We start from the raw sequence: 12,996 nt of genomic DNA on the forward strand, positions 1-12,996 counted from the left end.
TCATGTCTTCTGACACCCCATCGACCCTTGGCAGCCTGATGGCTGAGGCCGTCACGGCCTTAACCGATGCCGGTATTGAAAACGCGCGGATGGATGCGCGTATTCTTCTGGCGCGCGCCGCCGGTGTTGATGGGGGAAGGATCAGTGCATGGCCCGAAGATATCGTGCCTGAAGACAAGGCGGAAACCTTTCGGGGCATGATTTCCCGCCGCGTCGGGCATGAACCGGTCGGTCGTATCTTGGGCGAACGTGATTTCTGGCGCCATACCTTCAAGCTGTCACCCGAAACGCTTGAGCCCCGCCCGGACAGTGAAACACTTGTCGAGTGGGCGATTGATTTCCTTGAGGATGCCGATGCGCCGCGGATTGTTGATTTCGGCACCGGGACGGGGTGTTTGTTGTTGTCTGCGATTGGCGATCTGCCGGGCGCGACGGGTATCGGACTTGATCTAAGCGCGGGGGCGGTGGCCTGTGCGCGCGAAAATGCCAAGCTGCTTGAGCTTGATGACAGCGTCGAATTCCGCGTCTCGGATTGGGACAGTGACCTTGATGAAAAAGACCGGGCAGAGGGATTTGACCTTGTGATGTCAAACCCGCCCTACATTACAGCCGACGAGATGATGACCCTGTCGCCGGAGGTGCAAAAGTTTGACCCCCGTCTTGCCCTGACCGATGAGGGGGATGGCTTGGCGGCCTATCGCGTTTTGTCGCGTGTCGCGTTTGATCTGGCAAAGCCCGGCGGTTTCGTCATCTTTGAAATCGGTCGCGGGCAGGAAAACGATGTCGGCCAGATGCTGGTCGAGGCCGGTTTTGTCGGGGTGGAGTATCGCGAAGACCTTGGCGGAATTGTCCGCTGCGTTGCGGCAAAGAAAACCCGTTGTTCCGTCGGACGTTGCGTAATCTGATATTTCCGCACCTGTGATGTAAAAAAAGCGCAGGCGAGTGAAAAAAACAGTTGGAATAACCGATCAAGCCATATAGGTTGAATCGAACGGGCCGGGTGCCCAACGCGCTTATGAAAGCGCCGTGTTCCCCTGTAAACAGTCGACAATCTCCGTTCCTTTCAAGGTTCCCGGCAGGTTTGTAAAAATAATGCCGTGATCGGCGCTGTTTAGCGGGAAATATGTTTTTCAGACGGAGTGGTTCCGGAGCCGATGATGCTACCGGATTGTCCTTCAACACCAAAGTCATGTTGATATGAGAAATAACAATAAACGTCCGCGCGGACGGCAACAGTCGAATAAACGTCCAGTAAATCCAAAATTTCAGAATTTTGACAGTAATGGACCGGACGGCCGCGTACGCGGTAACGCCCAACAGGTCTATGAAAAATACATTTCCCTTGCGAAGGATTGCACCGACGATCCGGTTCTTGCGGAAAACTTCTATCAGCACGCGGAACATTACCACCGCATCCTTCAGGCTGCCCAGGAATGGGAAAACCAGCGCCGTGAGGAACGTGGTGGTGACAACAATCGTCAGCGCAACAATCGTGGCCGTGACGACCGCAGTGATGGCCAGTCAAATCAGAACGATGATCAACAGGGTGACGCCAACGAAAACGCAGAATCTGCGTCAAACAATGGCGATGACAACACCCCGGTAGAGGCAGAAAACACTTCTGCTGAAACGTCGGATGATGATGGTGGCCGTCCGAAACGCGCCCCGCGTGCGCGTCGTTCGGATGCACGTGGTCCGGGCCGTGGTCGCCCGCGGAAATCAGATGATGACGCCAGCGCAGAGGAAAGCGCACCGGCAGAAGCATCTGGTGATGATGCACCGGCAAGTGCCGATAGAACCGACACTGCCGAGCAGGGCGAAGACGGTGAAAAGAAACCGCGCCGTGCCGCAAGCGGTACCGCACGTACCCGTGGTCGCCATCCGACCGCCCGCCGCGGTCGTAGCCGCGCAGCAGGTCGCGATGACGAAGAAGGTGCCACCTCTGACGAAGGATCCGAGCCGGTTTCGGCCTGATCTGACACAAGGCGGTCTTTCAACATGACAAACACCCCTGCAAGCCCGTCGCTTGCAGGGGTGTTGTCGTTTGGATCATCTGCAAAAACCGCGCATTCCCCCAAAGACTCAGTGCTTTAAGGGGCATAAAACTGTATAAGCATATAATTGAACATCCCGTGCAACCTTCGATTATTTTTCGCACGGGTGCTGGGACAAATCATCAATAAAACCGTGGAAGCAAGATCGGGATAAAAGAACCGGCATCTTTTCACGGTGCAGGCGCATTCGTGGGGAGTGATAGATGGGGACTGGCTTATTTCGGGTCGTCATGGTTTTGCTGTGGGCTCTTGGCGGTATGGTTATCGCCCTTGGGCTGTTTAATGGTGATTATGAGTTGGCCCTGTTGGGGGCTGTCTGTTTTATCGTCCCGATGTTCATTCCGCTGGTTGTCATCATCCTGAACCGATTGAAGCCATCATCATCGTCCAAATCGCAAAAGAAGAAACTGGGCGGAAAAGGGGGTGGTGGTCGTGGCGAGGGGGCGTGGGCCACTCTTGAAGACCTTAACGGTCGCAAGCTGCTTGAAAGCAATCCGTCCTTTGTTCTGGGGCGTTGGGGGGATGACAAGCGCCTGATCGGGGCCAAGGGCCTTAAGCGCGTCATTACCTTTTCAACCAAACCCGAAGAATTTTATCGCGCCTCGGCAGAGCCAAACGCGCTTTTGCACACCGGCAATCTGTTTGTTTATGAGCGCCATGGCAGCATCTTTCGCGCCATTCATGATCGCCGTACCAAGCTCGGACAAAGACTGATTGTCATTGACCCGCACAAACAAACCGGTGTCGAAACCCAACAGTTCAACCCGTTCGATTTCATCCGACAGCAGGGTGAAGGAATGATCACGGATACCGGCTTTATCGCCGATACGCTCTTGGCGCCGGTATTTGTCAAGGAACTCGATGAACAGGAAGTCCGTATTGCACGGACGTTGTTGCAGGGCTTTATCGTTTACACGATCCAGCGCAGTGCCAAGGAAGACCGCAACCTTGCCGAGGTACGCCGCAACCTGACTATGCCATCGCACCGGTTCTACAAAACCCTTGAAGAACTGATGGGGATTGAGTCTGCGGATGGCCGCATATCCGAGGTCGCGCTGAATATCCTTGATATGACCGAAGATCAGCGGATGAAGATCATCGAGGCCTGCCGTGCCGCCACCGAAGAATTCGACAATCCGCAAATCGCACGTCTGGTCAGCAAAAGCAGCTTCACACTTGAAGACATCACCAGTGGCCCGGTTTCGATCTTTATCGTTGGTCAGCTTGGCGGTGATAACCCGGAAGTTCAGCCATCCTTTAGCCGCGTGATGCTGACAGGCATGATGAACCTGCTTAATCAGCGTGGCTGGAAGTCGGGCGATCCGGAATTCCTGGTCTTGTTGGATGGGATTGAAAATGTTGGCCGGATGCCCTTGTTCGAGCGCCTTCTGGGCGGTGGATACGGTGAGGGCATGATTGTCTGGCCGGGGTTCTCAGGTGTGAGTGGCCTGATGGATGTTTGCCTGAACTGGGAAAATGTCGTCGGCCGGGTGGACGCTATTTCGGTTCTGAGCCAGGAAGGGGCGTTTAACCTGGATTGGGTTTCGGGCCTGACGGCAATGTCGAAATTTGATGACACCGGTGGTGGCAAGGATACCAGCCGCCCGGTGCATTTACGCTCTCAGGATAATCAGCCCATCCTGCGATCAGCCGAAGTGGCGCGCTTCCCCAAGGAAGAACAGATATTGTTCCGCAAGGGATGCCCGCCCATTCGTGCGCACCGCATTGATTGGTATCATGACGAGATGTTCAAGGGCATCGCCGTACACGCCCCGACATTCAATTCCGGCAACTGATAACGGCCGTTAGGCGACGGTCACGGTCAGCTTGTCACCCGGTGTGATCATGCCGTCTTCAAGCGCTTCGATGTAAATCCCCATATAAAGGTGGTTTACGCCTTTGCGCAGCATCAGTGGCACATTGATATCGGAAATTGCCGTGTCGGGATTAACGCTTGTTGCCTTGCAGCGCGTGATCGGATGCACGACGCGGAACGAGACATCATTGATCTTGATGATCTTGTCTTCGTTCCATTCAAGTTCTTTCCACGGCTCCAGCCCGTCGATCAACAGGTTGCCGCGAAAACGCATCGGATCGATTTCGCTTTGGACAATGCGGGAACCGAAATCACGGATCGATGCCAGGTTCAGCAGCGATATGTAGGGTTCTTTCATATCGCCGAAATTCGTATCGGGAACTGAATAGATCTTGGGCGTGCCGGCGATCTCGTTTTTCAAAAACGCCTTGAGGAAATCCTCAACCACGGTGCGGCCCATGCTATCGTCCAGCTTGCCTTTGCAGATGGCGCGGCCATTTCGAAGGATGGTCAGGGTGCAGGTGGCGTCGTCATATTCGGTGCCGATTTCAGCCAACTTGGGCGTGTTGACCAATTGCAGGAAGTTGCTTTTGCGGGCCCATTCGTGAACACCTTCCTGTCCGACAGATGATTGGGTGGCAATCACAAAGCGACGATCATCGGTAATCATGTGGTGTGCGCTGATTTTTGCCTGTTTAAGGTCAACACCGCGCATTCCCTTGACCGGGTATCTTTTGATGGCTTTGAGTTCGATCGTCATGATCACTATTCCTGTATGGCGCTTTGGCATGCCGGAAAAACGGGACGAATGGCATGTCCGGTTTGTCTATTCGGGCGACGTTAGAACGTTGTTTTGCCAAGGGCAACCCCGAAGGGACTGGCTAGCAATGTCATTAGTTCAGTATCATCATATGATATCTAGAATAATGACAGAAAGTTGTGCTGCGGTGCACAAATAATTCTTGCAACTTTTGTAGGGGTATATGGTTGCAAACACGCTAGACTGAGACATATCAATGTTGTCGCTGTCGAAATAATCTATAATTTTAGAATTCGGTAATGACACCAATGCCGTGGACGCTTCCAAGAAGGTCCACATCGTTTGAATACTGTTGGCTCAAGGAGTGACAGGAATGGAATTTGAAAACTTTACGGATCGGTCAAAAGGTTTTCTGCAGTCAGCGCAATCGCTTGCGTTGCGTGAAAACCATCAGCAATTTGTCCCGATTCATCTGCTTAAGGTGCTGCTTGATGACGAAGAAGGTCTGGCAGCCAATCTGATCAAGGCATCCGGCGGCAAGCCCAAGCTTGCCCAGGAACGGTGCGCGCAGGAACTGGCGAAATTGCCAAAGGTTTCCGGCGGCAATGGTCAGATTTATCTTTCATCTGAATTTGCCCGCCTGATCGATCAGGCACAGGAAGTCGCCAAGAAGGCCGGTGACAGCTTTGTCACGGCTGAACGGTTGCTTTTGACTATTGCACTTGATCCGAAGTCAACCGCGGGCAAGGTACTGGCCGATGCCGGTGTTACGGCACAGGCGCTGAACGGTGCGATCAATGACATCCGCAAGGGCCGCACGGCCGATAGTGCGGGTGCCGAAAACCAGTATGACGCGCTTAAGAAATATGCCCGTGACCTGACCGAGGCGGCGCGCGAAGGTAAACTTGATCCGGTCATTGGCCGTGACGAGGAAATCCGTCGTGCGGTGCAGGTTCTGTCACGCCGGACCAAGAACAATCCGGTTCTGATTGGTGAGCCCGGGGTTGGTAAAACCGCAATTGCCGAAGGTCTGGCACTGCGTATCGTCAAGGGTGACGTTCCCGAAACGCTTAAGGACAAGAAACTTCTGTCGCTTGACCTTGGTGCGTTGATTGCCGGTGCGAAATTCCGTGGTGAATTTGAAGAACGCCTGAAAGCGGTCCTGAGCGAGATTGAATCAGAGGCTGGTCAGGTCGTCCTGTTTATCGACGAACTGCATACGCTTGTCGGGGCTGGTAAGGCCGAAGGATCGATGGATGCATCGAACCTTTTGAAACCGGCTTTGGCCCGTGGCGAGCTGCACTGTGTGGGTGCGACGACGCTTGATGAATACCGAAAGCATATCGAAAAGGACGCGGCCCTTGCCCGTCGTTTCCAGCCGGTATTTGTCAGCGAGCCGTCGGTTTCCGACACGGTATCGATCCTGCGCGGGATCAAGGACAAGTACGAGCTTCATCACGGGGTTCGTATTGCCGATGCCGCACTGGTCGCAGCCGCAACGCTTTCGAACCGTTACATCACGGATCGGTTCCTGCCTGACAAGGCAATCGATTTGATGGACGAAGCATCGTCGCGTCTGCGCATGGAGCTTGACTCCAAGCCAGAGGAAATCGACGAACTGGATCGCCGGATCATCCAGCTCAAGATCGAGCGTGAAGCGCTCAAGAAAGAGCAGGATAGTGCATCCAAGGACCGTCTTGGCCGTCTGGAAAAGGAACTGGCCGAGCTGGAAGGCAAATCGGCTGAGCTGACCGCGAAGTGGGAAGCCCAGAAGAAAGAACTTGCCGCATCGACCCACATCAAGGAACAGCTTGACCAGGCACGTGGTGAACTTGAACGTGCGATGCGCGATGGCAAGCTTGATCGCGCCGGACAGCTTCAATACGAAGAAATCCCGGCCCTTCAGGCACTGCTTGAAAAGGCGGAAAACGATCCGTCGCGTGGCATCAAGGAAGAAGCGGTTACCGAAAAGCACATCGCGTCCGTGGTTTCGCGCTGGACCGGTATTCCGGTCGACAAGATGCTCGAGGGTGAGCGTGAAAAGCTTCTTGAAATGGAAGACACGCTGCGCAAACGGGTTGTCGGTCAGGATGATGCCGTTCGATCAATCTCGAACGCGGTGCGCCGTGCGCGTGCTGGGTTGCAGGATCCAAACCGACCTATCGGTTCGTTCCTGTTCCTTGGTCCTACGGGTGTCGGTAAGACCGAGCTGACCAAGGCGCTTGCCCAGTTCCTGTTTGATGATGAACAGGCCATGGTGCGGATTGATATGTCCGAATTCATGGAAAAGCATGCGGTGGCCCGCCTGATCGGTGCGCCTCCGGGCTATGTCGGCTATGAGGAAGGCGGTTCCCTGACCGAGGCGGTGCGTCGTCGTCCGTATCAGGTTGTCCTGTTTGACGAGGTCGAAAAGGCACATCCCGATGTGTTTAACGTCCTTCTGCAGGTTCTTGACGAAGGTCGCCTGACCGATGGACAGGGCCGGGTTGTGGATTTCCGCAACACGCTGATTATTCTGACCTCGAACCTGGGCGGGGAAATCCTTGCCAATCAGGAACCGGGTCACGACAGCGGCGAAGTCCGGGCCCAGGTCATGGAAATTGTTCGGGCATCGTTCCGTCCGGAATTCCTCAACCGTCTGGATGAAACCATCCTGTTCCATCGTTTGCATCGCGATCAGATGAGCAAGATTGTCGATATCCAGCTTGGTCGCCTTGATAAGTTGCTGGTTGATCGCAAGATCACCCTGAAACTTGATGATGCTGCCAAGGACTGGTTGGCTGAAAAAGGTTATGACCCGGTTTATGGCGCCCGTCCGCTCAAACGCGTGATCCAGCGTTATCTGCAGAACCCGCTGGCGATGCAGATCCTCGAAGGCGGGATCAAGGATGGTGACACTGTTCCGGTCTCGACCGAGGCCAATGACCTTTTGCTCAATGGTAAAAAGGTCGAGGTTGTTGAATAAGGTCGCCTGATACCTCACATGCAAAACCCCGGTTCGTTAACCGGGGTTTTGTCTTTTTCGGGCCATGTTTTTTGGCCATTGTCTTGTTTGCTTATACACAACAATCAAAAACCGCAGGGCCGCAGATGCGCAAACGCAATTCCAATTTCCTTTTTAAAACCGGTGCTGTGGCACTTGTCATGGGTGTTATGGCTGCCGGTGCAATCGTTCCCGCAAATGCCCAGTCGTTCTTTGACAAGGCCAAAGAGGCCCTTGGCGATGCGATGAATTCATCGGGGTCGGGAAGTGCGTCAAGCAGCGGTTCTGGCGTTTCCGCGCTTTCATCCGACACGGTCGAGCAAGGGCTGAAACAGGCGCTTGATATGGGTGTTGAACTGGTCACCGACCAACTTGGCGCGGTTGACGGTTTTAACGCCGATCCGGTTGCACATATTCCTTTGCCCGACGAAGTTCAGACCGCGCAGAAATTGTTAAGCGTGGCCGGACTTGGCAGCTATGCCGATGAAATCGAACTGCGCATGAACCGTGCGGCCGAACAGACCATGCAGGATGCCGGCGATATTCTGGTTAATGCGGTGCGCCAGATGACGGTCGCGGATGCCAAGGGCATTTTGCAGGGGCCGCATGATGCCGCGACCCAGTATCTGCGACGCGTATCGGGCACTGATATCGAAGGGCGTCTGCGGCCAGTGATCACCGATGCTCTGTCTGACACCGGTGCGTTATCGCTGTATGATCAGATGCTTGGACAATATGACCAGCTACCGTTTGTGCCGGATCTAAAGGCATCGCTGACCGATCACGCAACCGCCAAGGCGATGGATGGTTTATTCCATTATATCGCCGTGCAGGAAGCTGATATCCGAAGCGACCCGACGCGTTGGACCACCGATATTCTCAAAAAGGTCTTCTCAACCGTAAACTAGGGGCGTGGCCCTAGCGGTATTTTTCCGGCAACGGTTCCCAGCGATCGCGCATGTCGGCAAGGGTTTCGTCGGGCACCATATGGATACTGCCGAAACGGCCATGGCATTCGACAATTTGCAACAGAATGTCGTGCTTTTCGGCCATGTCGATATAGGCCTTCATTTCCCAGAAACGGGTGAACGTATTGGACACAACAACGTCATATCCCTCCGACAGGGCGTTATGGCATTCGGCTTCGCAGCGGGCGTGGGTTTGCGACAGGCGGGTGCCGTCAAACTCGTAAAACCCTTCATGGTCGACCATGAACATGTCGGCTTCCAGATGAACAGCACCAGTCGCCTGACAGAGATTCTTGGCAAGGGTCGATTTACCTGATCCGGGAAGACCCCGGACCAGGGTAAGGGTTTGTTTGATTTCTTTGGGGCGGGTCATCGTCAATCTGGTCAGTGGTTTGACTTTTTATTGGCCGCTGCGTTTACGCTGATAAAGGCCATCAAGCTGCTTGGCATAGGCTTCGCGAATTTTGTGGCGACGGATCTTCATCGACGGCGTCAGCATTTCGTTGTCGATGGTAAAGGCTGCTTCGGCAAACATGAAGCTGCGTACCTTTTCAATGGTCGACAGGCGTTGATTGACGTGATCAATCGCAGTGCGGATGACTTTGCGGAATTCTTCGTCTTTGCCGAGCACTTCAATATCATTGGATAGTCCATTATCGCGGGCAAATTCGCGCATGAAGTCTTCGTCCGGCCAGACAACCGCCACCAGATAGGGTTTGTCATCGCCATAGACCATGGCTTGTGAAATCTCGGTCTCGAGCGTCATCAGGCCTTCGATCCGCTGGGGCGAGATATTGTCGCCACCGGAATTGACAATGATATCCTTCTTGCGATCAGTGATCATCAGGCTGCCCTGTTCATCGAACTTGCCGATGTCACCGGTATGGAGCCAGCCATCAATGATGGCGGCAGCTGTTACGTCGGGCAGGTTCCAGTAGCCTTTCATCATGCTTTCGCCGCGCAGCAGGATTTCACCATCTTCGGCGATTTTGACTTCCGCGCCGACCATCGGCGGGCCGACTGTTCGCAGTTTGTTGTTTTCAGCACGGTTGCACGAAACCACCGGGGCAAATTCGGTCTGGCCATAGCCCTGAAGAATGCGAATGCCGCAAGACACGAACAGAACACCCAGTTCATAATTCAGCGGCCCGCCGCCCGATACCATGGCCTTGATCCGACCGCCAAAGCGCTGGCGCAGCTTGCGACGCAGAAGCAGTTCGCAGGCAAGGTTCTGAAGCTTTTCAAGCAGGTTAAGCCGTTCGCCTTCGTAATTCTTGCGTCCCAGACGCAGGGTCAGGTTAAACAGCTTTTGCTTAATGCCGCCTTCCTTTTCGACCATGCGGCTCATGCGCTGATAAAGCATTTCATACAGGCGCGGCACGGCTGTCATGATGGTCGGGCGGACTTCGGCCAGGTTGGCCGCCAGTTTATCAAGTCCCTCGGCATAATATATCTGGGCATCAATACTGATCGGGAAATAAAGCCCCGCAGTATGTTCATAGGAATGCGACAGCGGCAGGAAGGACAGGAAGATTTCTTCATCAATGCCAAGGGTTTCGATGATGTCAAACGCCCCCATGCAGTTCGACAAGATCGCCCCGTGACTTAGCATCACACCCTTTGGCGAGCCACCCGTGCCGGAGGTATAAATCAGACAGGCCAGATCATCGCGTTTGATCGTTGAAATCCAGGCATCAACGTCATGGGTCAGGCCGCGCCCCTTGGCAATCAGATCGTCCCAGCGTGAAATGGTGATATCACCAACAAAGCTTTGGCCCCATTCTTCCATCATGATCGCATGGCGGCAGCGCCCGCTATCAAGGGCGGCGTGCAGGAAGGGCTGGGCGAGTTTCTTGGTCGAGATAATGGCAATCGCCGCACCACTGTCTTCGATCGCGTGCAGATGGTCGCGCTCGGTATTGGTGGTGTAGGCCGGAACGGTCATTGCGCCAACGCACATGATGGCAAGGTCGGCTATGCCCCATTCGGTGCGGTTTTCCGAAACCAGCAAGACCCGGTCACCGGGACGCACGCCAATGTCATAAAGGGCACGAGCAAGTGCGCGGACCTGATCGGCCGCCTCTTGCCAGGTGGTGGGGACAAATTCCTTGCCCTCGGGGTCCTTGGTCCAAAGAAACGGCGTATCGCCATGTTTCTTCGCCTTGTCGAAAAACATGGTCGGCAAGTTTTGCCAGTCGGCATAATCCTGCAAACTCGTCATGACGTTTCCTTGCCTCACTTTTTGATCCCGGGAACGGGCAATCTTTGCGCTGCCCTGATGGGGACGTTGCAATAAACCTTATACCTGCACAACGGCCGCGCAGATTGGAATAAACGAACGTTCCAAGATGAATTTGTTATCAGGGATTGCACAATTGCGCAGCCTGAAAATGATATTTTAAAGTCCGAATTGTCACCGATATCACAGCAACGTGCGTTTCAATGCCTTGTTCCGTTGCAAGTGTACTGCAAATTGCAGTTTGTTTGGGCTGGATATGGCTTTGCGGTTGTCGATGGTGCAAGGAACGATATGATCGAGCCAGCAATTTGAAACCGTATCTGTCAACAGGTCTGGTGCTATGGCTTTGACAGGCTATATATCGGGTCAGGATGATCAAAGAGACTGTCTGGAGGACAAATGAACGCGATCAACAAGAATTTGCCGACCTGGGATCTGACCGATCTCTATAACGATCTGAAAGACCCGAATATTCGGCGCGATCTTGATGATGCCAAAAGCCGCTCTCAGGCGTTCCAGAAAAGCTATCAGGGCAAACTCAATGACCTGTCGGGCGATGAACTGGCAGCCGCCATTGTCGAATACGAAGCCATCAGCGAGATTTGCGGCAAGATCGGCTCGTTCGCCCAACTTAAATATGCCGACGATAGCTCGGACGCGGCCATTGGCCAGTTCTATCAGTTCGTTCAGGAAGAAATGACCGGCATTTCCAGCCTGTCGCTGTTCTTTGGTCTTGAGATTAACCGGATCGAAGAAGCATCGCTTGATGCGAAATACGAACAAAGCGAAGCGCTTCGTCGTTATCGCCCATGGTTGGATGAAAACCGTGCCTTCCGCCCGCATCAGCTGTCCGACGAGGTCGAGCAGGTCCTGCATGAACGCCGCGTTGCCGGATCAGCCGCATGGGTGCGCCTGTTTGATCAGACCATGGCGGAGCTCCGCTTCCCGATTGATGGCGAAGAACTGACCATGTCGGATGCCGCCAACATGCTGTCATCAAACAAGGTCGAAGATCGCAAGAAAGCCGCGAAATCAATTGGCGACGTTCTGGGCAAGAACATCAAGCTTCTGGCGCACATCACCAATACCCTTGCCAAGGACAAGGAAATTGATGATCGCCTGCGCAAATTCCCAACCCCGGTATCGTCGCGCAACCTGTCCAATCAGGTCGAGGACGAGGTTGTCGATGCGCTCAATACCGCCGTTAAAAACAGCCATGCCGATCTGTCGCACCGTTATTACCGCCTGAAAGCGAAATGGTTCGGTGTCGATCAGCTTGATTACTGGGATCGCAACGCGCCGCTGCCTGATGATGATGATCGTCAGATCGATTGGGACACCGCGCGTTCGACCGTGCTCAAAGCTTACGGCGAATTCTCGCCGGAACTGGCAGAAGTCGGTCAGAAATTCTTTGACAATCCGTGGATCGATGTGCCGCCGCGTGCGGGCAAGTCATCGGGTGCCTTTGCCCATCCGACCGTGCCCTCAGCCCATCCTTACCTTTTGCTGAACTATCACGGCAAAACCCGCGATGTGATGACGTTGGCCCATGAGCTTGGCCATGGTGTGCATCAGGTGCTGGCGGCAGAGCAGGGCTATTTCCTGTCTGATACGCCGCTGACGCTTGCGGAGACTGCATCGGTGTTTGGTGAAATGCTTACCTTCCAGTCGATGCTGCGTTCGGAAAGCGATCCGAAGATGAAACGCATCATGCTGGCCGGTAAGGTTGAGGATATGCTCAACACCGTCGTGCGTCAGATCGCGTTCTTTGAATTTGAAAAGCGCGTCCATGAAAAGCGCCGCGAAGGTGAATTGACCGTCGATGAGATCTGCGAGATCTGGATTGCCGTACAGCATGAAAGCCTGGGCGATGCCATCCGTTATGAAGACGAATACAAGTACTACTGGTCTTATATTCCGCACTTCATCCATTCGCCGTTCTATGTTTATGCCTATGCCTTTGGCGATTGCCTGGTGAACTCGCTTTATGACGTTTATCAGGGTGCCGAAGACGGCTTCCAGCAGAAGTATCTTGATATGCTGAAGGCCGGGGGCACCAAACGGCACAAGGAACTTCTGGCACCGTTCGGACTTGATGCATCGGACCCGGCCTTCTGGCAGCGGGGCCTTAATATGATCAAACGCATGATCGACGAGCTGGAGGAGCTTTCCTGAT

Annotated in this window: 9 protein-coding genes; 6 read left to right on the plus strand and 3 right to left on the minus strand. The window is 54.1% G+C overall.

Annotation, left to right across the window (positions count from 1 at the left end; all coding sequences use genetic code 11):
* Nucleotides 1-2 precede the first annotated feature (2 nt).
* The 3 genes from prmC (at nt 3) to AUQ41_RS14230 (ending at nt 3,850) form a co-directional block, all read left to right on the plus strand.
* Complete coding sequence (gene prmC, locus AUQ41_RS14220; RefSeq protein ID WP_063088959.1) at nt 3-905, plus strand: peptide chain release factor N(5)-glutamine methyltransferase; 903 nt, start codon at nt 3-5, stop codon at nt 903-905.
* Between the two features lie 292 nt (nt 906-1,197).
* Nucleotides 1,198-1,974, plus strand: a complete 777-nt coding sequence (locus AUQ41_RS14225; RefSeq protein ID WP_063088960.1) for a DUF4167 domain-containing protein — start codon at nt 1,198-1,200, stop codon at nt 1,972-1,974.
* 283 nt (nt 1,975-2,257) lie between these two features.
* The gene (locus AUQ41_RS14230) at nt 2,258-3,850 is read left to right on the plus strand and encodes a type IV secretory system conjugative DNA transfer family protein (protein ID WP_063088961.1); all 1,593 of its coding nucleotides are present in this window, start codon (nt 2,258-2,260) and stop codon (nt 3,848-3,850) included.
* Between the two features lie 9 nt (nt 3,851-3,859).
* On the opposite strand, the gene AUQ41_RS14235 is transcribed toward AUQ41_RS14230, so the two are convergent.
* Nucleotides 3,860-4,630 (minus strand): MOSC domain-containing protein, encoded by a 771-nt coding sequence (locus AUQ41_RS14235; protein ID WP_063088962.1) that lies wholly within the window; start codon nt 4,628-4,630, stop codon nt 3,860-3,862.
* A 373-nt stretch (nt 4,631-5,003) separates the two neighbouring features.
* Between AUQ41_RS14235 and clpB the strand changes: the two genes are divergently transcribed.
* Both clpB and AUQ41_RS14245 read left to right on the plus strand, forming a co-directional pair.
* Nucleotides 5,004-7,595 (plus strand): ATP-dependent chaperone ClpB, encoded by a 2,592-nt coding sequence (clpB, locus tag AUQ41_RS14240; RefSeq protein ID WP_008891687.1) that lies wholly within the window; start codon nt 5,004-5,006, stop codon nt 7,593-7,595.
* Between the two features lie 125 nt (nt 7,596-7,720).
* Nucleotides 7,721-8,521 (plus strand): DUF4197 domain-containing protein, encoded by an 801-nt coding sequence (locus AUQ41_RS14245; RefSeq protein WP_232308400.1) that lies wholly within the window; start codon nt 7,721-7,723, stop codon nt 8,519-8,521.
* A gap of 10 nt (nt 8,522-8,531) precedes the next feature.
* Here AUQ41_RS14245 and AUQ41_RS14250 read toward each other — a convergent pair whose 3' ends face one another.
* Both AUQ41_RS14250 and AUQ41_RS14255 read right to left on the minus strand, forming a co-directional pair.
* Nucleotides 8,532-8,954: an ATP-binding protein gene (locus tag AUQ41_RS14250; RefSeq protein WP_008891685.1), complete on the minus strand. Its 423-nt coding sequence runs from the start codon at nt 8,952-8,954 to the stop codon at nt 8,532-8,534.
* A 27-nt stretch (nt 8,955-8,981) separates the two neighbouring features.
* A complete protein-coding gene (locus AUQ41_RS14255) occupies nt 8,982-10,802 on the minus strand; it encodes a long-chain fatty acid--CoA ligase (protein WP_063088964.1) in 1,821 nt (606 codons plus the stop codon).
* 417 nt (nt 10,803-11,219) lie between these two features.
* Here AUQ41_RS14255 and AUQ41_RS14260 point away from each other — a divergent pair, with 417 nt between their 5' ends.
* The gene (locus AUQ41_RS14260) at nt 11,220-12,995 is read left to right on the plus strand and encodes a M3 family oligoendopeptidase (protein WP_063088965.1); all 1,776 of its coding nucleotides are present in this window, start codon (nt 11,220-11,222) and stop codon (nt 12,993-12,995) included.
* Nucleotide 12,996: the final 1 nt, after the last annotated feature.

This window comes from Thalassospira sp. MCCC 1A02898, from assembly GCF_001618185.1.
In the GTDB taxonomy this organism is placed as follows: Bacteria; Pseudomonadota; Alphaproteobacteria; order Rhodospirillales; family Thalassospiraceae; genus Thalassospira; species Thalassospira tepidiphila.

Excerpts from the sequence above, each read along its gene's own strand:
- prmC (WP_063088959.1), top strand. The coding sequence starts at position 3 with ATGTCTTCTGACACCCCATCGACCCTTGGCAGCCTGATGGCTGAGGCC.
- AUQ41_RS14225 (WP_063088960.1), top strand. The coding sequence starts at position 1,198 with ATGAGAAATAACAATAAACGTCCGCGCGGACGGCAACAGTCGAATAAA.
- AUQ41_RS14230 (WP_063088961.1), top strand. The coding sequence starts at position 2,258 with ATGGGGACTGGCTTATTTCGGGTCGTCATGGTTTTGCTGTGGGCTCTT.
- AUQ41_RS14235 (WP_063088962.1), bottom strand. The coding sequence starts at position 4,630 with ATGACGATCGAACTCAAAGCCATCAAAAGATACCCGGTCAAGGGAATG.
- clpB (WP_008891687.1), top strand. The coding sequence starts at position 5,004 with ATGGAATTTGAAAACTTTACGGATCGGTCAAAAGGTTTTCTGCAGTCA.
- AUQ41_RS14245 (WP_232308400.1), top strand. The coding sequence starts at position 7,721 with ATGCGCAAACGCAATTCCAATTTCCTTTTTAAAACCGGTGCTGTGGCA.
- AUQ41_RS14250 (WP_008891685.1), bottom strand. The coding sequence starts at position 8,954 with ATGACCCGCCCCAAAGAAATCAAACAAACCCTTACCCTGGTCCGGGGT.
- AUQ41_RS14255 (WP_063088964.1), bottom strand. The coding sequence starts at position 10,802 with ATGACGAGTTTGCAGGATTATGCCGACTGGCAAAACTTGCCGACCATG.
- AUQ41_RS14260 (WP_063088965.1), top strand. The coding sequence starts at position 11,220 with ATGAACGCGATCAACAAGAATTTGCCGACCTGGGATCTGACCGATCTC.